We start from the raw sequence: 19945 nt of genomic DNA on the forward strand, positions 1-19945 counted from the left end.
CTCACTCGGCAGGCTGTGCCTGGGGCACCAAACTGGTCGGGATTGGCGCTTCGTCGCGCAGGTGGCCGCGGATCGTCATGAACACGTTCCAGGCCATGACGAGGCCACCCGCTAGGTAGAGTGCTCCGCCGACGGCACGCAGCACGTAATAGGGGATCATCGCCGCGACCGTTTCAGCGAAGGAATAGACGAGGAAGCCCTGGGAATTGTATTCTCGCCACATCAGCCCCTGCTGGATGCCCGCGACCCAGAGCACCGCGGCGTAGATCACGATCCCGAGCGTCGCGAGCCAGAAGTGCCAGTTGACCATCCGCAGGCTGTAGAGGCGCTCGCGCCCCCACAGTTTCGGCGTCAGGTAGTATATCGCCCCGAAGGTGATCATACCCACCCAGCCAAGTGCTCCGGAATGCACGTGACCGATCGTCCATTCGGTATAGTGGCTGAGCGAATTGACCGCCTTTATCGACATCATCGGGCCTTCGAAGGTCGACATCCCATAAAATGCGATGGCGACGATCATCATCCGGATGATCGGGTCGGTGCGAATTTTGTCCCAGGCGCCCGAAAGGGTCATCAAACCGTTGATCATGCCGCCCCAGGAGGGCATCCAGAGCATGACGGAGAAGACCATTCCGAGCGTCTGCGCCCAGTCAGGCAGCGCCGTGTAATGCAGATGATGCGGGCCGGCCCAGATATACATGAAGATCAGGGCCCAGAAGTGGATGATCGACAGCCGGTAGGAATAAACCGGCCGGTTGGCCTGCTTCGGCACAAAATAGTACATCATCCCCAGGAAGCCGGCGGTGAGGAAGAAGCCGACGGCGTTGTGGCCGTACCACCATTGGGTGAGTGCATCCTGGACGCCGGAGAAGAGAGAATAGCTCTTGGAGCCGAGGAACGACGCCGGAACAGCGAGGTTGTTGACCACATGCAGCATCGCAATGGTGACTATGAAGCTGAGATAGAACCAGTTTGCCACGTAGATATGCGGCTCTTTGCGCTTCAGGATCGTTCCGAGATAGACGGCCAGATAGGCGACCCAGACGATGGTAAGCCACAGGTCGACGTACCATTCGGGCTCGGCATATTCGCGCGACTGATTGATGCCGATCACGTAGCCGGTCGCAGCCATCACGATGAACAGCTGGTAGCCCCAGAAGACGAACCAGGCGAGTGTTCCTCCGAAGAGACGCGCGCGACAGGTGCGTTGCACCACATAGAAGGATGTCATGATCAGCGCGTTGCCGCCGAAGGCGAAGATCACCGCCGATGTGTGAACCGGCCGCAATCTTCCGAAATTCCAATAGGGCGCGATGTTGAGGTCGGGAAAGGCGAGCTGCAGCGCGATGATCACGCCGACGAGGAAGCCGACGACGCCCCAGAACACCGTAGCGATCAGGCCGTAGCGGATTACCTCGTCGCAATAGCCCGTAAGCTCTGTTTTGCGCTGTTGGCCCGTCGGCGAAAACTCTGCGTTTCTGACAAGCAGCAGCGTTCCCGCAACCAGGCAGAGGCAAAGTATACCCATATGGACTGCAAACAGATGATCGTGCGCGAATGCGGCCGCGAGCAGCGCCAGAAACGCTGCGACCGCGATCACCATCGTTTCTGTCGTGTAATTCATGATGTCGTCTCCAGTGCGCAGACGACCGCCTCGCGGCCGGCTTTCTCGGATTTCGAGGCAGGACTGTCACGAAGACGGGAACGGCTCCTTGATCTACATCAACAAGCGGACTGGAAGCGGTGGACGAACCGACGTTGTTACACTCTGTTGCAAACTTCCCCCTTTGGCACCGCCCGCTTACTCCCGTGTGACGCAGCTGCTTTCTACCGCACCCACTGCCACAAGGGGCGATGAAGATGCTGTGCAGAACAACCACGCGTTCGACAATGGCGCGAAGGGGCGCGAAGCCATACATGCCGGCCAATCCCTCTCTTCGCTGTTCGTAGGCTCGGCGGCCGAGGCCGTCGCAGCCGGTAAGGCGATTTGGTGGGAGGGTGATAAGCAACCATCTTGTCCAGGTGGAAGAAGGTGTCGTGCGCCTGCTTCGTATCATCGGCGAAAGATCGTCGGGTGATAATCGCTCTTCAATTCGCCGGCGATCTCAACGGCGCGTCGCTGCAAAACGATTTCCTATTTACGGCTGAGGCCGTCACGAAATGCAAGATCCGCCGGATATCGCACATGAGTTTCCACGGGGAAGTCGCTCGGTCTAATGCGCTCGCTCGACCTAGCTCTCGTTGCTCTGGCAGGAGGCGGCCGCTTCGCATGAACAGATGGTGCTGTTGCCGAAGAAGAACGCCGAGGAGCGCCCCTGCAGCTTCATCGTGAAGCTTGCATTCCGGCGCAACCCGCGTCCGCCAAGGTCCGTTGCGCGTTTCCATGAATCGTCAAGACATTGCGGATCATCTCGGCCTGACCATTGAGACCCTGGCCCACACCGTTACGAAACTTGCGTCGCGCAACATCGTTATTCCCGAGGGCAGGCACGACCTGCGGAACGTCAATCTTGCCCGCTGGTACGGTTATCGGGCGACACTGATGATTTTTCCGAGGATTTCTGTCAGAGGGTAAACCTCAACACACGCGACAAGCCGCGGGATCGACATTCATGCCCTCCGCGAACTTCTCGACGCGATATGAGCTCAGTCACGGCAATCCTAAGCTGTTCAGCAGCGCCGACGTTCGCCGAGCGTGCTTGTCCTTCGGTGATTCCTACATCGCTTGCAGGCTGCCATGTCCCTCGCAAGGGCGCTGGGCAAGCAGGCAAAAATTGGGACCTTCTGCCTTTTTTCCCCGAATTTGACGGGCGTCAAAGAGCCCAATTCCGGCATCTGCTAAGACACATTCATGAGGCTGATTGGGTCTCGCAGAAAAGGAGCTTGCAAATGCGGTTAAAATTCGGTCTGATCGCTGCAGCGGCAGCCTTGATTGTTTCGGCAGCGCCGTTGATGGCGGCCGACCACCAGGTTCGGATGCTCAACAAAGGCACGGAAGGCGCGATGGTGTTCGAGCCTGGCTTCCTGAAGATCGCCCCCGGCGACACCGTCACCTTCATCCCCACCGACAAGGGCCACAACGTCGAAACCTTCAAAGGCCTCATTCCGGATGGCGTTGCCGACTTCAAGTCAAAGCCGAATGAGCTATATCGCGCGAAATTCGATGTTCCAGGCGTCTATGTCCTGAAATGCACCCCACATTCCGGCATGGGCATGGTTGCCCTGATCCAGGTGGGTGACAGTCCGCCCAATCTCGAAGCGATCAAGACTGCAAAGGTGCCGAACATGGTGCGCAAGCGGCTCGATGCCGACCTCACAAACATCACCCAGTGAGACACAGCAGGTGCGGATGACCGCGCAGCCCATGACGATGGCTTTCGTGGCAGCTGTTTGCCTCGCCAGGAGCAGCTGATGCTCAGTGAGCATCGAGCAGAGCCAGGCGCTGTCAGGCAAGACGTCCAAGGCAGTGGTCGGACACGGTTGTCGGCAAAGCCGATGCCGAAACCTGGTGGGACCGTCGAGAAAGTGAATGTGGCCTGTGAAAAGAGCTATGATCTGCACGGCAGACCTGTGAAGGAACGCGTGGGCAAGATCACTAGCCCGGCGGCAATCTCGCTGACGACGAATATAACGAGGTCGTTTTTTTGCGCGGCAGTCGCGAAGGAGATGCCAGCCAAAACCCGTGGTCTCGTTCTGGTTACCCAAGAATTGCACGGAAGGCGCCGTCGAACGTTTGATCGAAATCCCCGCGGCAGGCAAGTCCTACAACTAGGAGACCCCTGCCTCGTCCTTCGACGTGCTCGAACAACCGCGTTCGTGAGAGGGCGAGAGCCGTCGATCATGTGGCGCTCGGTAGCTCACCTCGCGAAAAGGCTCCTTCAGGCGCCTGCGCGGCCGCCATAATCGCGATGGGCACAACTCTGCGGACCGGCGCTTGCCCACGCCACCTTAAAGGTTCGACGTCAGTCGCCAACGATACCCTGGGCCGGGGCCTGCCGAGATCGAGCTGTATTTGAATGAGCCGAAAAGCTCGACGATAACGACCTCGACGTCCAGGCGGTGATACGGGCGCCCATCTACTTGTGACAGGGCGGCCCGATGACCGTATTTGTGAGTGCGCCCGCCCTGCTTCACACGAACTTGCGACGTCGATCCTCCTCGACGTGCCGTTGTCGACGGGACTCCTGGGAAGATAACTGCAGGGTCCTCGATCGAGAAACGGGAACTCGATGTCTTCTCGCGCGGCCTTTGATGCGTTTCGTGTCGCCGGAACCGATGCACACTTCCGGCGACAAGTACTAGGCTGCCTTGCTGTGCGTGTGCCCGTGCGAGCTAAAATAGGCGTCGAATGCCGCCGCGACTGCACGGACCATGAAGCGCGCCTCCTCGCATACGACAATCCGCTCACCGCTGATCGTCACGACGCCGTCGGCCATGAGCTCGCCGAGACGGTCGTTGCGCTCGACAAGGAAGCCGGTGTCGAAACCCGATCCGCTGCTCAACTGGCCGAGATCGGCTTCGAAATCGCACATCAGCCTCTCGATGACCCTCGCCCGAAGCTTGTCCTCCTCGCTGAGAAGATATCCCTTGGCGGTCGGCAGCACCCCGAAGGCAATTCGCTCGGCATAGAGGCCGAGAGGCACGTGGTTCTGCATATAGCCGGCCGGCAGCCGCCCGATCGCAGATGCGCCGAGGCCGATCAGGCTATCGCAATCATCCGTGGTATAGCCCTGGAAGTTTCTCCTCAGCGTTCTGTTGCGCGCGGCGAGCGCCAACTGATCGTTCGGCAGTGCAAAATGATCGAGCCCAATGCGCAGATATCCGGCCTTCTGGAGCTCCTCGGCGATCACTTCCGCCTGCTCGTTCCGCTGTTTTGCGTCCGGCAGCGATGCTTCGTCGATCAGGCGCTGATGTTTCTTAAAAGCGGGTATGTGAGCGTAACCGAAAACGGCGAAACGTTCGGGACGCAGTTCTGCAGCCAGCCGGACCGTCTCGATGCAAGATTGGACAGTCTGTTTCGGAAGGCCATAAATTAGGTCGAAGTTGATGCTGCTGACGCCTGCTGAGCGCAACCCGGCGACCGCCCTTTCCGTCTGCTCAAAGGATTGCAGCCGCTTGATACCGGCCTGCACGATCGGATCGTAGCTCTGGACGCCGAGGCTTGCGCGGTCGACGCCGTTTTCGGCGAGCGCATCGATCATGGGGGCGACCAATGTGCGAGGGTCGATCTCGACTGCGACGCCGGCTTTCGCTTCAAACGTGAAGGCACTCCTGAGCTTTGCCATTAGAGCCGAAAATTCCTGCGGCTTCATGACCGACGGCGTGCCGCCGCCGAAATGCACGTACTTGACGGGCACGTCGTTTCCGGCCGCAAAAGAGACGAGCTCGATCTCTTCCTTCATCACGTCGAGATAGTCGGCGACCGGAGCGTCTTGCCGGGTGATGGTCGTGTGGCAGCCGCAGTACCAGCATATCGAACGGCAGAACGGGACGTGGAGATAAACCGAAACCGGGCCAGCCGCGGCGATATGGGCGAGATTGCCGGCATATTCATCCGGCCCCACGGCTGCAGAAAAAGCCGCCGCCGTCGGGTAACTCGTATAACGCGGAACCCGCGCATCGCCGTATTTGGCGATCAGATCATCAGACATTTTCGCATCCCTTTTCAAAACAGGATGCTTTATGACCTCCGGCCGCGCCGGCTTCCTTGTCCCAAATCAATGATGACGTCTCAGGCCAGAATCAGCCGGATCTTTGTCCGCTGTGAAAGTCAGCACTTTCGAACCCGCCTAACATCTCGTTCTGACATGGGTCGAGCCGCGGTCCCGGCTGTTCGAAGAGACGTGCCACAAGGAAATGAGCAAGAATGACTGATACGCAAAACGGGTGAAACAAATTGGTGTCCGCGTGCTGTCGCCGGTCGAGCCATCCCACGGTTTCGGCTCGCTCCATGCGCTGGCCCCCGGCGATAGTTTGTTGATCGCCAGTGGAACTGGTGCCGGCCTAACGGCGGGAATCTCGAGCGAAGCCTACCGAAACGCGGAAGTCGTGGTCGTTTTCCAATTCCACAGGCCCTCGCCGCGGCCGCCGACGTGATCGTCAAGGTGCGCCTCGATCAATGAGGTCGCCCTGCTGTCGCCTGAAAAGACGCTAATCGCTTTCTTCTATCCCGCAGCCAACAATGAGTTGCTCAAGCGGGCTCTGCATTCGGGCGCGAATATAAGCGCCATAGACATGGTCCCGCGCATCAGCCGTGCACAGAAGATGAATGGGAAAGATCGGGGTTACCGGGCGGTCATCGAAGCGAGTGCGAACTTCAGGTGTTTCTTCACCGGGCAGATCACCGCGCGGTATTTCTAGGGTCTCCTCAGTTTTACGTCGCCTTGAGGTCCGTCAGCACCTTGTCAAAAGCATCCTTGACCGGCTTTGAGATTTCCTCCACCGCCCTGCTTGAGAGCACCCGGACTTCCTTGGCGTGCTGCAAACTTGTCTCAACGCGCTTGCGGAAAAAGGTCGACTGCTGTTCGAGGATCTGCGACGGCGAATTCGCGCCCAGCAAAGCTTGCAAATGTGAGAAGCTGGCCTCGGCGTCGGCCTGCAGTGCAGCGATCGTCTTCCACCACAATTCGTTGCCGAATAGACTTGTCGTTTCGAGGATCGGAGGCAGCATTTTCTGTGTCGCTTCAGCGCCGGACGCAAATTTCAAAAAAGCCTCTGTCACCTTCTTGTTCCCCTTTTCAACAGATGCGCCGAACTGATCTGGCACCTTGAGCGACGATGACCCCGGGTTTTCGATCGTTTCAAAGGATCTTTCGGAAATCTTGGTCATTGCATTTTCCTTCTCTTTGAGTTGGTTGCAAGCTGTGACATCGGGATTGACCCTTCCGCCGGCGGATGCATGGCCGCTTGGTAGAACGCGGATCCGATGACGAACGGTCAGGTGGCCTCCGTTCCGTTCGTTTCATGAACCGGCATAATGCAGACTGCTTTCTGCCGCTTGTAACCAGGGATCAGCAAACACCATGCCAACTGCTCCGACGCGCCAAGAAGATCATTTTCTTTTATCAATGGGCGGGTTGAGGGCAGGTTGATGTGTATTTGACGGAGAGACCGGCGAACAAAACGTTCCAATCACGACAAACCTGACAAAAGTGGCGGATGCCCGACATTTGCGAGAAATGTCGACGGTTGCGCTGGGGACAAGGGAATTAGCATGTAATTCAACCGCGCTCAGGATCGTCCTGTGTCGGATCGTATTGAGCCTGCGGGGTGGAAAGTGGCGTTGCGGTCCTCGCCGCAAGTGCCTCCGTCAGCTGCGCACTGGTGCTTACCTTGACGGTCAGCTTGCGCGAGACATTGCGTGCAATTGCAGTGCCTTCTTTGCACCGGCCGCCATTGATTAGAACCGCCGCATCCGCGGATCAGGCATGGGACACGAACGGCACGATCTGTGGCGATCCAATCGCGGGGCATCTGCCTTGGCAACCGGATAAGTTCATCGCCGAGGGCGACGAGACAGCGATCGCCACTTCGCGCTTTTAAAAAAGTCCTATTGAAAGAAGCGACGAACTAGCCACCATCGCAGCGCTAACTTTGTGGATGGAATGCCACACGAAGTAACTACGTTCGTTCGTTTGCGCAGACGACGAGCAGCAGGAGACAACAAACGATCTGAAGGTAACAGCGTTGACTTGTTCGCGAGATCACGCAGTAACCTTGTCTGCCGCGACATGGGTCTGACAGTTCTTCGGGCAGACGCGCGCGCAGGCGCCGCAACCAATGCAGCGGCCGGCCTCATCGACAACCATGATCATACGATTGAGCTCGCCATCGAAGTCTTCCTCCTCGTCGTCGCAGATGCCGAGGATTTCACCCGCTTCACCGACGCCATAGAGGTGCATGACTTCGCGAGAGCAGGCTTTGAAGCATCGGCCACAGCCGATGCAGGTTGTAGCATCGATGCAGGTCAGGTACTCCGGCACCCAGCTGGAGCCGTCGCGCGTGACGAAAGGGCCAGTCATCGTGAATTCTCCAATGCAGCGAGCTCTTCCTTCGCAGCGTTCAACTCGGCGAAGGCGTCGAACGTCTCTCCTGCAATGGTCTTGATTCTAGCCCAATTAATCGGAAGGTCCTCGGCAAGATCGTGCAACTCCATCTTCGCAGCGGCGGCGCGGGACTGCAGCTTGCGGACCTTCTTCAGCTGCTCCACAATGTCTGACATGATCTCTTTCCTCGAAAATTGATTTCATGATGCCCGCGCCACGTCGGGATAGGTTTCGATAACTTCAATAGCGTCATCGACCATTTTCGTGCCGGTCTCGGCGAGCTTGCCTAGCGTCTCAAAGCCGAACCGGTGGACATCGCGCAGGGTCTTCGACAGAACGACCAACCGTCCAGTCGTGAAAAGCAAGCGGCCGAAGCCCTCATGGCCGATCGTCATGATCGGCGATGCCAACAGGCCTGTGCACTCTTCGATCACAAGCCCCACGCAACTGTAAAAATTCTGTAGCCTCCACAGCACATCAGGATCGGGATCGCCTATGATCGGGATCTTACGGCGCTGCTCCTTGGTGAGGATGAAGTCGGCCAGCAGGTCAGCGTCCGATTTGCCTTCCCACGCCCCATGGGCATCCTGAGCGCGGATGAGCCTTATGAGGCATCTGAGAAAAGGGGTGGCGAGATCCCCATCCTCGTTGACAGCAGGGCCATCCGTACTTCCTGTCAATGTACCCATGTCCTAGTCCTCCTCATCGAAAGGCTTCTTTTCGGTGGCGCCTGCTTCGGTCAGCGCCGTGAAGCTCGTGCGCCAGAGCGTTGGACCTGAAGAAGCCGATCCTCGGTTGTCCCAGGAATTGCCCTCACAGCCGAGAGGCCCATGGATCAGGTGCGCGACGTCGGTGATCGGCTGCAGCACGATCTTGGCGCCATCGAAAGCGCATCCGCCGGCTGCCGCCCCGGGGATCAGCGGCTTCGAACAGCCGTTTTTGCGCGCCTTGGAATCCTTGCTGCGGTTCTTCTCGCAGGCAGGCTCGTCGAAGACATCCTGGACTTTAGCATTGAGCAAGGGCATTGCGGTCTCCAAGTTCAGATGAAGGCGGGCCGGCCTCACAAGGCCGACCGCCGCGCTCCTAGCGGGTCAGGTCGTACGAATAGTCCGTCACACCCGGCTCGCTCGTCTCGCGATCGAGCTTGTCGAAGATCTTGTCGAGGATCGTCGTCAGGACGCGCAGGCCGCCCTGGTAGCCCATGAGCGGGAAACGGTGGTGATGGTGCCGGTCGAATATCGGAAAGGTCAGCCGGATCAATGGGGTGCCGGTGTCGCGCTCGAGATACTTGCCATAGGAATTGCCGATCATAAGATCAACCGGCTCGGTAAAGAGCAGCGAGCGCAACGCCCACAGGTCCTTGCCCGCCCAGACCTGGGCATCCTGGCCGAAGGGCGAGGATGCGAGCAACGCCTTCATCTCGGCTTCCCAGGCCGGCGTGCCGTTGGTAGCAAGGCAGTGGGTCGGCTCACCGCCGGTTTCCAAGACGAACCGGGCAACGGCGTAGACGAAGTCAGGATCGCCGTAGATCGCGTATTTCTTCCCGTGCAGCCAGGCCTGACTATCTGCCATAGCGTCGACGAGACGGCCGCGTTCCAGGCCGATTGCCGGAGGAATTTCCTTGCCGGTAATCTCCGAGACCTTCATCAGGAATTCGTCGGTCGCCTGGACACCCAGCGGATAATGGAACGAGGCCGTAGCCTGACCGACCTCCTTGCAATATTCCAGCGTCTTGCGCGTGTTATAGTGCTGCAGCGACAGGGTCGCTTCGGCATTCAACGCCGTTTTCAAGTCCTCGATCTTCGTGCCGCCGTCATACATGCGGTACGTACCGTCAGACGGCGTGTCGAACTGGTCGGAGGCATCCTGGATGAAGATGTAGGATACGCCCATCATGTCGAGCAGGCGCTTCAGTTCGCGGTTGTTGCCGACGCAGAAGCCGTCGAAGCCGGGAATGATGTTGATGGCTTGAGCAACCTCCTTCCGCTCGTTGCCTTTCCAGAAGTTCTCCAGAATGCCCTTGATCATGCCGTCATAGCCATCGACGTGGCTGCCGACGAAGGCAGGCGTGTGGGCGAAAGGAACATCGAAGTCGTGCGGGACCGACCCTTCGTTCTTTGCGTTTTCGATGAAGCCGTGGAGGTCGTCTCCAATGACTTCGGCCATGCAGGTGGTCGAGACGGCGATCATCTTCGGATCGTAGAGCTTGTATGTATTGGCGAGCCCGTCGACCATGTTCTTCAACCCGCCGAACACCGCCGCGTCCTCCGTCATCGAGGACGAGACCGCCGATGAAGGCTCCTTGAAGTGACGCGACAGATGCGAACGGTAATAGGCGACGCAGCCCTGGCTGCCATGGACGAAGGACATCGTTTGCTCAAAGCCTGCGGCTGCGAAGACGGCACCGAGCGGCTGGCAGGCTTTGGCCGGGTTCACGACCAGGGCTTCGCGGCCCAGGTTCTTTTCGCGATACTCCCAGGTCTTCGTGAAGTCGTTTTGATCGGCAACGACCTGATCCGGGTGGGGGCATTCGAAATTGGCTTTCTTCTCGGCGAGCATCTGCCTGTATTCCGGCTCGCGGAACAGGGGAGCATGGTCGAGAACTTTTTCCGCCGACTGCGGCATAGTAAGCACCTTTCTTTTCATCGCGCCGCACCGGTGGCGGCAATGGGATGTCATCTGTCACGAGTGCGGATCAAGTCCGATGGGAAGAGCCTGGCCTGCCCCTTCCCAAGACAGGCCAGGCTCTCATTCGGCCGCAACCGCCTCAGCTGGCGCGGCCTCTTTTTTCCAGGGGACGTCGTAGAGATCCCACACCGGATTATTGATGGCCAGATCCATGTCGCGGGCGAATATGGCGAAGCCGTCATAGCCGTGATACGGGCCGGAATAATCCCAGGAGTGCATCTGGCGGAAGGGGATGCCCATCTTCTGCACCGGATACTTCTCTTTAATACCGGACCCAACAAGGTCGGGGCGGATGCCTTCGATGAACTTTTCCAGCTCGTAACCGGTCACGTCGTCATAGATCAGCGTACCCTTGTTCACATAATGGCCGGTGCGCTGATAGTCGTCGTTGTGGGCGAACTCGTAGCCGGTGCCGACGATCCGCATGCCGAGGTCCTCATAGGCCGTGATGACGTGGCGAGGACGCAGGCCGCCGACATAGAGCATCACCGTCTTGCCTTCGAGGCGCGGCCGGTACTTATCGACGACAGCATCGACCAGGGGCCGGTACTTGGTGATGACAGCCTCGGTCTTGTCGACGATTTCCGGACCGAAGTGCTTGGCTATTTCGCGCAGGGAGGTTTCGATCTGGGACGGACCAAAGAAATTGTATTCCATCCACGGGATGCCGTATTTTTCCTCCATGTGCCGACAGATGTAGTTCATCGAGCGGTAGCAGTGGATGAGGTTCAGCTTGGCCTTTGGCGCGCGCTCGACCTCAGCGAGCGTGGCATCACCCGACCAGTTGCCGACCACGCGCAGCCCCACCTCCTCCAATAGAATGCGCGTAGCCCACGCGTCGCCACCGATATTGTAGTCGCCGACGACGTTGACATCGTAAGGGCCGGTCTCAAACTCGACTTCGTTCTTGTCGAAAACCCAGTCACGGATGGCGTCGTTGGCGATGTGGTGGCCGAGCGATTGCGAGACGCCGCGGAAGCCCTCGCAGCGCACCGGCACGATCGTCTTTTCGTGCTCCTTGGCCTTCTTGCGCGACACCGCCTCAATGTCGTCGCCAATCAGCCCGATCGGGCATTCCGACTGCACGCTGATGCCGTTGTTGAGGGGGAAAAGCTCCTCGATCTCGTCGATGACCTGTTCAAGCTTCTTGTCGCCGCCGAACACGATGTCCTTTTCCTGGAAGTCTGAGGTGAACTGCAGCGTCACGAACGTGTCGATGCCCGTCAGGCCGACGTAGTAGTTGCGGCGTTGCGACCAGGAATAATGACCGCAACCGACCGGCCCGTGCGAGATGTGGACCATGTCCTTGACCGGCCCCCATACCACGCCTTTGGAACCGGCATAGGCGCAGCCGCGGATCGTCATCACGCCCGGAATGGACTTGATGTTCGATTTGACGTCGCATTCGGAAAGGGCCTTCGGCTCATCGCCAGGCTCGTCGCCGCTCGTTGCGACGCTGAGGTGCTTCTTGCGGCGCTTCGCCGCCTTGTCTGGATATTGCGCTAATACTTCCGCAATGAGCTGTTCATGCAAAACGCTGTCATTCTCGTAATCAAGGCTCATGGGCCCCTGCCCCCTTTCAAGGTTCGGGTTAGGTCGTCGTCGCCGAAGCGGCTTTCTTGGAAGGACGCGCTGGCGCAAGGGCCAGCGCGTCCTGTCGACAGCGGCAGTTATTGAGCCGCAACCACCGCTGACTCCTTGGCCTGTAGTTCGGCCAGCATCTGCTCGTCGCTCTTCATGATGCCGAAGTCGAGCAGCATGTCTTCGAGCTCTTCCATGGTAATCGGGGTCGGAATGGTCCCTTGGCCCGAATTGGCATGGATCTTCTCGGCTAGCGCCCGATATTCCCCGGCCTGCTTGGAGTCCGGCGCGTACTGGATCACCGTCATCTTCCTGAGCTCGGCGTGCTGGACGATGTTGTCACGCGGCACAAAGTGGATGAGCTTGGAATTGAGCCTGGCAGCCAGCGCCTCGGAGAGGTCGAGCTCGCGGTCCGTCTGGCGCTCGTTACAGATCAGGCCGCCGAGCCGCACGCCGCCGGAATGGGCATATTTCAGGATGCCCTTGGCGATGTTGTTGGCGGCATAGAGCGCCATCATCTCGCCGGACATCACGATGTAGATCTCCTGGGCCTTGTTCTCACGGATCGGCATCGCGAAGCCACCGCACACCACATCGCCGAGCACGTCATAGGAGACGTAGTCGACATCGTCATAAGCACCGTTCTCTTCGAGGAAATTGATCGAGGTGATGACGCCGCGCCCGGCGCAGCCGACGCCCGGTTCCGGACCGCCGGACTCCACGCACTTGATGCCTTTGTAGCCGGCCTTGAGCACGTCCTCGAGCTCAAGGTCTTCCACCGAACCTTCCTGCGCCGCCAGATGAAGAACCGTGTCCTGTGCTTTGGCGTTCAGGATCAGCCGGGTGGAGTCGGCTTTCGGGTCGCATCCGACGATCAGGATCTTCTGCCCGAGGTCGACAAGCGCTGCGAGCGTATTTTGGGAGGTGGTGGACTTGCCGATCCCCCCTTTGCCGTAAAATGCGATTTGACGCAAATCTGACATATCGCCTTCCTTCTTTCGTTCCATCCATCGCTGAGTAAAAGGCAGGCAGCTCGCGCCGCCTCGCATGGCAATCTTCAAAACCCGTGCCATGTGGGCCGATCGAGCCAAAGGAAAGATCTTTTTGTTGGGTTTCAGAAAGTTACTCCGAACCACCACAGGAAACTGCCAAACAAACCTAATGTCGCCGATCAGACAAAGCCGACAGACGGTGTCGTGATGGCATCACTTGCACCGCTAGAGCAAATCCTGCTCAATCTGGGTCATATCCAGCGGCCTTAAGGTAGTTTGCGCATTCTGCCGCAGTGAAGCGAGGTATCAAGGCCCCGACCGCATCCCATAGAGCATCGATCTTTCGCTCGGCTCGGCCTCGCAACATGGCTTTCAGCTTCGAGAATGCGTTCTCGATTGGATTGAAGTCCGGACTATAGGGCGGCAGGAACATGAGCTTGGCGCCGGCACGTTCGATGGCATCGCGGACACCGGCTATCTTGTGTGCAGGCAGGTTATCCATAATGACGACGTCGCCGATCTCCAGGGGCGGCACCAGCACCTGTTCGACATACGCAAGGAAGACGTTGCCGTTCATCGCGCCATCGTAGACGAATGGGGCGGTCATTCCGCTGAGGCGCAACGCACCGGTGAAAGTCGTTGTTTTCCAATGGCCGTGCGGCACGCCGGCACGGCAAACGCTCACCTCGCAATGCACGTCCGCGCAGACGTGACATCTTGGTCGAGAGGCCGGTTTCGTCGATGAAGATCAGTTTCTCCGGATCGAGGTCCAATTGACCATCGAACCAGGCGCGCCGGCGCTTCAGGACGTCCGGTCGGTCCTGCTCCAGTGCGTGTGCGGTCTTTTTTTAAAGGTCCACCCACGGCCTCGAAGCCAGGCGCCAAGTGCGCTGCGGCTGATCTTCACCTGCCGCTCGACGGACAAGCGCTCAACCATCTCATCGAGCGTCACATCCCTACGCTCGTTGATCAACGCGACAACGAATTCCTCGTGTGCATCCACTGCCGAAGGTCGTCTCCAGCTCTGTGGCAGAGCAGTTAACTCACCCTCTTTCGCTCTTCAATCCAGCGGATCGCCGTCGAAATCCCAACTCCGAAACGAGCCGCAGCCTGTCGAGCCGACATGCCCGCCGCAGACGCTTTCAAAACCCGTATTAGGAGATCATCGCTCAGGGCCTGTCCCATCATCCACCTCTCCGCTGTGGATGTTGAATCAGCTTCGGTCGCTCTCGTCACCTCACAATCGATTCATCAATCGCAGGACATGTCTAGGTCGACCGCGCGCCAGCGCGACCGCGACCATCAGCAGGACAAAGAGCTTTGAAAACAGGAGACAATCGCACATCCCTGTAGCCAAGAGAGAAATGGCGTATCGCACGGGAGACGCTGCGAGCGCCCAGGTGATAGAGCTTCGCCTTGTGGCTGAACAAGCCAACTTCGATCGCGCAGGCCCGCCGCGCCCGACAGCTGGCCAAAAACAGCGCCAGGAGCTACGACTGGGGCCACGCACGTGAGTATGTCGAGGGCATGTCGCGCATGCTGCAGCAGGACAAACCGGATGGCCACGTCTTGGCGACCGGCGAGACGACGAGTGTCGGCCAATTTCTCGAGCGGGCTTTTGCCGACGTGAACATTACTTTGGAATGGAAGGCGTCCGGCGTCGACTGGCTACGACTCCGCGTCCGGTGCCTGCCTTGTTGAAGTCGATCCTCGATACCTCCGCCCGACGGAAGTTGATCTTCTGCCGGTGATCCGACCAAGGCCCGCCAGAAGCTGGGCTGGCAACACAAGGCCCCGGTTCAGGAGCTCGTCGCCGAGATGGTGCGCGAGGATGTCAAGCACTGGAAGGCCCTGAACAGCCGGGAAGAGCTCTGAGTGTACGACTTGTCCAACAAGAAGATCTGGGTTGTCGGCCATCGCAGTATGGTCGGCAGTGCGCTTGTGCGCAGGCTCCGATGCCGTGCTCTGCGGCAGTGGCGTCAGTTAGCGGGTCGAACGAGGAGCGCGGATCGTGAACCCGCGAGCGCGCAAAAATACGGCATTAGCCGATGATGTTCATACTTCCACCAGGTGCCCGGATTGCGGTACCGAGGCTTCGGGGCATATGTTCCTGATGGTCCTGCTTGTCTCGAATATCTCACGCTTGACGTCTAAGCGTTCGCAGATCGAAAGGTGCGGGATGTGTCATCGTGTGGGTCGGTCCGTCATCGAGGGTTAAATAGACGCACCGATCACTGGGCCGCCACCGTCTCTTCGGATAACTTCAGCTATGGGACCATGCTCTTTCATAGCTCAGGGCCATTCCGCTCGATCAAGGTCCCCGATGGCCAATCACTCATTGAGCATCCTATTGGGAATACTACCAAAATTACGTTTTCACAGCGCGTCGGCGGGAGGTTGAGATAAACATCGGCAAGGGTGGATCGCACGCGTACCCCTTCCAAAACCGTCGCAAGACCATTTCGGCAGAGCCTGAGAACAAGGTTGCGCAACGCCTGCCGAACACCGCCGAACGCAAACCGAACGCCAAGTTGCTGCAGCACTGGGTAAACAATGCGCATCGAATTAATGCCGTACCCCTCAAGATCTGGACGCACGCCCCACAATCCAAGCTCGCATACGAGTAGATCGACCTCGCCAACCCGAACGAAACGACGCAACAACCCCATGTGAGCGGCCACACCGTGCGCATCATAGCCTATTACGCGAAGCTCGGGCCTAGCTCCTGACCAACTACGAGCACCTTCGAATGGAAGGGCGTTGTAAGCTCCAGTTGGCCCATAGGTCTTCCGAAAGAAATCTGCGAGCTCCGTGTGGTCAGAGAGCTCCAACTCGTTTTCCCAGCACACTTTCCACCGCACCTGAGGGCTCATACCTAAACCTCCACTTAATACTCTGTCCAGGCGTCGACAGAGCAACTACTTGATACGCACTCGTTGGGGCGCTTCTAATGGCACTGGTATAAGCTGGTGAAATCATTTGTTTGGATGGAACTCATCCGTCCAATGGATGCGTTCCAATCAATCGGCCTGCCATCGGCTGCCGACGCCAGATGAAGCGGCTGCTCCAACTTCTTCGTGAACATGCCGCCTTGTCCATCATGCTGGATCATCTTGATCAGGCATCCAGGACATTGAACTGAAAAGTTGACCATGACTGAGAGGCTCGCTACTCAGGCAGAAGCAAGCCAAAGACGTTTTCGGCGATAATCAGGCAAATTGTCGAGATCACATTAGAACCCTCGGCGGAACCGGGCTGGTCTATCCCGGCGTCGAAAGTCGTCGAACGACCCGACCTGGCGGAGGGGTTTTTTCGGAATGTTCGGTTTGCGACAGTCTGATTCCACACAAAATGGGACGCGGCGATAGGCAGCAGCATTCTCCTGTTGAATCTGAAAGGGGTTCCCCTCGCAAAACGCCCTGGTTCGCTTTGGCTATCGCAGCCCATGGACCGGCACGCTGGGTATCGGCGAAGATTGCCAGAGGACATACTTGCCTGGCGATCCCGACCTCGGGAGAAGATGATGGGTACAGGAATGGATTCCTAGATCAGTGCGTTTCCGGTGCAAGTTTTAGGACCCCGGACACAGCAAACGCCTCCCAGGACTGGCGAGGCGGCCGCGAGATCGCAATTTTCTCCTAGATAACGGTATGAGGTGATCGTCATACCCTGGTCACCGGATGCCGATCGTCACGCACATGGTCTGGTACAGAGCCGGCGGCGCCGATGAGCCCCCGAGGAAATACTTAGTGACTGGCACGGTTGTTGCGTCGTCTCACGAAAGACAGCCGTTAACGAGAGGTCACGATGATGGATGTATGCTCGATGGGGATGGTGTTGTGCGGTGGGTACCTTCTTGCTGCATCCGCAGGCAGACTCGGCGGCGCTGAGAATGTCTTATCTGACTCGCCTTTGTCCGCGGCTGATGTATCGAGTTTCGAGACTTTCATAGTTCGCAGCCCACCGACATCACTCAATCTGGATCCATTTTATGCCAAATATGCTGACGCAGCGGGCATACCTATTATTTCGTCAAACAAGGTTCCAGACACGGCACTATTGATCTCACGTGACATTGTCCTCTACATGTTGTCAGAACGCCGTGATGTCCGCGATGCTTTAATCCAGGCTGGAGCGCGGGTGGGCGTCATGGCAATTGACGAGACGACGACTGATATTCCCGAGCAGCGGGATTGGAAGAAGCCTCTTCCCGATGATCCACGTCTCACCCCTGACGAGCGGCGGGATTACGCCAACACGATCGGCAAGATGACTGCCCGAGACTACTGGGCACAAAGGGCGCGCGGCATGGGCGGGCTCTACACGACGGGAGCTGTGGAGAATTTGATGGGCGTGCCGGGCACGCGGTATTACGGCGGGAACATTCTTGTTCACGAATTCTCACATAATATTTTCAACGCGCTGCGCACGGTAGATCCTGATCTCGTTGCACGAGTTGAACGTGCCTATTCGCACGCCTACGAGAAAGGCCTCTGGGCGTGTTCCTATATGGAGAACAACGTCGATGAGTATTGGGCCGAGGGCACGCGATTTTGGTTCAATACGAACTTGGCTTACAGCCGAGGCAATCTCACCATTGCCACATCAGAAGATTTCGAGGCTCACGATCCAAGCCTCTATAATATCATGGCCGAAGTCTACCGCCATGACCACCACATTCTGGCGGATGTCTATTACCGGCATTCGGCGAAGTCGCAGTAATGTCCTTTGGTATTGACTGCCGGCCTCATGCTGCAATCCCGCTGGAGACCCGAACTATCGCTGATCGTCCGTAATTTGTCAGAGCCAGCCATAAATTTGAGTTTCCGTTCAATTGAAGCGCCCATGTTGTTCCCACGGGTGCATACCAAGTACTTCGTGGCCGCTGGAATTGGCTCCTTGTGCAACATCGAGACCAAATGACCTGCCACTGAATTTTCATCCGGCGGCGATTAGAGCCTCGGCGGTCTTTGAAACGCTCCCAAACGTTGGACCACCGGATGCTAGAGTTTTCCGGCTTCATTCAGGGAGGCGGGCTGGTTGCGCCTCCCGAATTCACCAACGAGATCGGCACCTTGTTGCCGATCGCACCATGAGGTCTTTCCTCATTGTAGTATCTACGCCAATCCTCCATCTTTTCGCGGGCATCCGCAAGGGTCAGGAACCAATGCTGGTTCAGGCATTCTGCACGGAAGCGGCCATTGAACGCTTCGATGAAAGCATTATCAGTCGGCTTGCCGGGGCGTGAGAAGTCCAACGTCACACCCTTGGAATAGGCCCACAGGTCCAAGTCGCGCGACACGAACTCGGTCCCTTGGTCGACACGGATCGTTTTCGGATAGCCGGCTTTTTGGCACACCCGTTCAAGGGTTTGCACAACGTCTTCGCCTCTATAGCTATGACGTGGATCAAGCACCGGCACGTAGCGCGAGAAGGTGTCGACCACCGTCAGCACGCGCAGTTTCTTACCCGTTGCGAGTTGGTCGTGAACGAAGTCCATCGCCCAGACGTCGTTGGGTCCGACGGCCATGTGCCGATCCTCGCGAAGCTTGGCTTTTACCCCCCGCTTCGGTGTCTTGTTCCGCAACTGTAGCCCCAAGTCCCTGTAAATGCGGTAGGTTCGCTTGATGTTGGTGCCCCAACCCTCGCGTTCCAACAGCACATGCACGCGGCGATAGCCGTACCGCACACGGATCTCGCAGATCTCGCGAATACGACGTTCCAGACCGGCCTGATCAGCACGGCGAGAGGTATAGTGGTGAGTTGATCGATCGAAGTTCAACGCTCCACAAGCACGTCGGATCGAGATCGCCCAATCGCAGCACATGCCTTTCACCATCTCCCGCTTCCGAGCAGGCCTTAGAGCTTTCGGCGGATGACATCCTGCAACATCTCGCGGTCCAGCGTCAGATCCGCGACGATCTTCTTCAGGCGCGAATTCTCGTCCTCGAGCTGTTTCAGCCTCTTCATCTCCGGTGGCAGCATGCCCGCGTATTTTTTCTTCCAGTTGAAATAAGTCGCCTGGCTGATCCCCGCCTTCCTGCAGATTTCAGCAACCGACACGCCTTCATCACCTTGCTTCAGAATGAACGCCTTCTGAGCGTCCGAAAACTGCGACGCTTTCATCGTCTTCTGGTCCCTTTCCCAGCCAGGAAAATGCACCGGAAAACTCTAACCAAAATTGGTCCAGTTTGAAGGGTTCAGATCAGCATCAGCCGCAACTTTCTACCAGCGCCGTCGCTTATCCGATCCGACGACCATGTCTATTTTGTGGGGGAGAACGGTGTTGCCGGTGGTCATGTTGGCGATCGGTGCTTGTACGTTCGCAGGCCTGTCCACGTTTCAAAGCATATATGCCGAAACGCGCGGACTCTCACCGAATGTCTTCTTTCTGACATTCACCGTCACGACTGTCACATTGCGATTCTCCGTCGCGGGTATGATCGGTAAGTTGCCGCTTGGGCGCCTAGCACTCACCCTCTTCGTGACGACACTGATTGGGATCGGACTTTTGGTTTTGAACCCGGGAAGCGAGCTGCTGTACGTCGTCGCCACCGTTCTCTTTGCGATAGGCTACGGTCTCACTTATTCGACCTTGAATGCGATGGTGGTGAACCTCGCTGGCGAACGTGGTCTGTC

Annotated in this window: 14 protein-coding genes and 4 pseudogenes; 5 read left to right on the forward strand and 13 right to left on the reverse strand. The window is 57.9% G+C overall.

Annotation, left to right across the window (positions count from 1 at the left end):
• Position 1 precedes the first annotated feature (1 nt).
• Positions 2-1624 carry a cytochrome-c oxidase, cbb3-type subunit I gene (ccoN, locus tag AMK00_RS24400; RefSeq protein ID WP_004674403.1) on the reverse strand — a complete coding sequence of 541 codons (1623 nt, stop codon included), beginning with the start codon at positions 1622-1624 and terminating at the stop codon, positions 2-4.
• Between the two features lie 241 nt (positions 1625-1865).
• Between ccoN and AMK00_RS32725 the strand changes: the two are divergent.
• Together AMK00_RS32725 and AMK00_RS24410 are read left to right on the forward strand one after the other, a co-directional pair.
• A pseudogene (locus tag AMK00_RS32725) lies at positions 1866-2583 on the forward strand (cyclic nucleotide-binding domain-containing protein); the annotation flags it as partial.
• A gap of 306 nt (positions 2584-2889) precedes the next feature.
• A complete protein-coding gene (locus AMK00_RS24410) occupies positions 2890-3333 on the forward strand; it encodes a pseudoazurin (RefSeq protein WP_004674399.1) in 444 nt (147 codons plus the stop codon).
• 965 nt (positions 3334-4298) lie between these two features.
• On the opposite strand, the gene hemN is transcribed toward AMK00_RS24410, so the two are convergent.
• Positions 4299-5651 carry an oxygen-independent coproporphyrinogen III oxidase gene (gene hemN, locus AMK00_RS24415; protein WP_008536465.1) on the reverse strand — a complete coding sequence of 451 codons (1353 nt, stop codon included), beginning with the start codon at positions 5649-5651 and terminating at the stop codon, positions 4299-4301.
• 478 nt (positions 5652-6129) lie between these two features.
• Between hemN and AMK00_RS24420 the strand changes: the two genes are divergently transcribed.
• On the forward strand, positions 6130-6360 hold the full coding sequence (locus AMK00_RS24420) for an NAD(P) transhydrogenase subunit alpha (protein ID WP_225880318.1): 231 nt from the start codon (positions 6130-6132) through the stop codon (positions 6358-6360).
• Between the two features lie 13 nt (positions 6361-6373).
• On the opposite strand, the gene AMK00_RS24425 is transcribed toward AMK00_RS24420, so the two are convergent.
• The 9 genes and pseudogenes from AMK00_RS24425 to AMK00_RS31465 form a co-directional block, all read right to left on the reverse strand.
• Positions 6374-6829, reverse strand: coding sequence for a phasin (locus AMK00_RS24425; protein ID WP_010024976.1), 456 nt, complete (start codon positions 6827-6829; stop codon positions 6374-6376).
• A gap of 874 nt (positions 6830-7703) precedes the next feature.
• The gene (fdxB, locus tag AMK00_RS24430; RefSeq protein ID WP_004677870.1) at positions 7704-8021 is read right to left on the reverse strand and encodes a ferredoxin III, nif-specific; all 318 of its coding nucleotides are present in this window, start codon (positions 8019-8021) and stop codon (positions 7704-7706) included.
• Positions 8018-8221: a CCE_0567 family metalloprotein gene (locus AMK00_RS24435; protein ID WP_009991124.1), complete on the reverse strand. Its 204-nt coding sequence runs from the start codon at positions 8219-8221 to the stop codon at positions 8018-8020. The genes fdxB and AMK00_RS24435 overlap by 4 nt, the downstream gene beginning before the upstream one ends.
• 24 nt (positions 8222-8245) lie before the next feature.
• Positions 8246-8734: a NifX-associated nitrogen fixation protein gene (locus AMK00_RS24440; protein ID WP_012489584.1), complete on the reverse strand. Its 489-nt coding sequence runs from the start codon at positions 8732-8734 to the stop codon at positions 8246-8248.
• A gap of 18 nt (positions 8735-8752) precedes the next feature.
• Positions 8753-9070: pseudogene (locus AMK00_RS24445) on the reverse strand (nitrogenase component 1); the annotation flags it as partial.
• A gap of 58 nt (positions 9071-9128) precedes the next feature.
• On the reverse strand, positions 9129-10670 hold the full coding sequence (gene nifK, locus AMK00_RS24450; RefSeq protein ID WP_012489545.1) for a nitrogenase molybdenum-iron protein subunit beta: 1542 nt from the start codon (positions 10668-10670) through the stop codon (positions 9129-9131).
• 123 nt (positions 10671-10793) lie between these two features.
• A complete protein-coding gene (gene nifD / locus AMK00_RS24455) occupies positions 10794-12296 on the reverse strand; it encodes a nitrogenase molybdenum-iron protein alpha chain (protein WP_010023084.1) in 1503 nt (500 codons plus the stop codon).
• A gap of 107 nt (positions 12297-12403) precedes the next feature.
• Positions 12404-13297, reverse strand: a complete 894-nt coding sequence (gene nifH, locus AMK00_RS24460; RefSeq protein ID WP_004675840.1) for a nitrogenase iron protein — start codon at positions 13295-13297, stop codon at positions 12404-12406.
• Between the two features lie 250 nt (positions 13298-13547).
• Positions 13548-14491: pseudogene (locus AMK00_RS31465) on the reverse strand (IS630 family transposase).
• Positions 14492-14722: 231 nt separating this feature from the next.
• On the opposite strand from AMK00_RS31465, the pseudogene AMK00_RS32730 reads away from it, so the two are divergent.
• Positions 14723-15181, forward strand: a pseudogene (locus tag AMK00_RS32730) (GDP-mannose 4,6-dehydratase).
• 410 nt (positions 15182-15591) lie between these two features.
• Here the strand turns inward: AMK00_RS32730 and nodA are convergent.
• Positions 15592-16179 carry a nodulation N-acyltransferase NodA gene (nodA, locus tag AMK00_RS24480; protein ID WP_004679687.1) on the reverse strand — a complete coding sequence of 196 codons (588 nt, stop codon included), beginning with the start codon at positions 16177-16179 and terminating at the stop codon, positions 15592-15594.
• Between the two features lie 934 nt (positions 16180-17113).
• Here nodA and AMK00_RS24485 point away from each other — a divergent pair.
• The gene (locus AMK00_RS24485) at positions 17114-18028 is read left to right on the forward strand and encodes a hypothetical protein (protein ID WP_010034735.1); all 915 of its coding nucleotides are present in this window, start codon (positions 17114-17116) and stop codon (positions 18026-18028) included.
• Positions 18029-18329: 301 nt separating this feature from the next.
• Here the strand turns inward: AMK00_RS24485 and AMK00_RS24490 are convergent.
• Positions 18330-19432, reverse strand: a protein-coding gene (locus tag AMK00_RS24490) for an IS3-like element ISRel21 family transposase (RefSeq protein WP_085994809.1) whose coding sequence is annotated in 2 segments (ribosomal slippage) — positions 18330-19171 and positions 19171-19432 — 1104 coding nt in all. Because the reading frame shifts where the segments join, the coding sequence is not laid out codon by codon here.
• Positions 19433-19945: the final 513 nt, after the last annotated feature.

This window comes from Rhizobium sp. N621, from assembly GCF_001664325.1.
Lineage (GTDB): Bacteria > Pseudomonadota > Alphaproteobacteria > Rhizobiales > Rhizobiaceae > Rhizobium > Rhizobium esperanzae.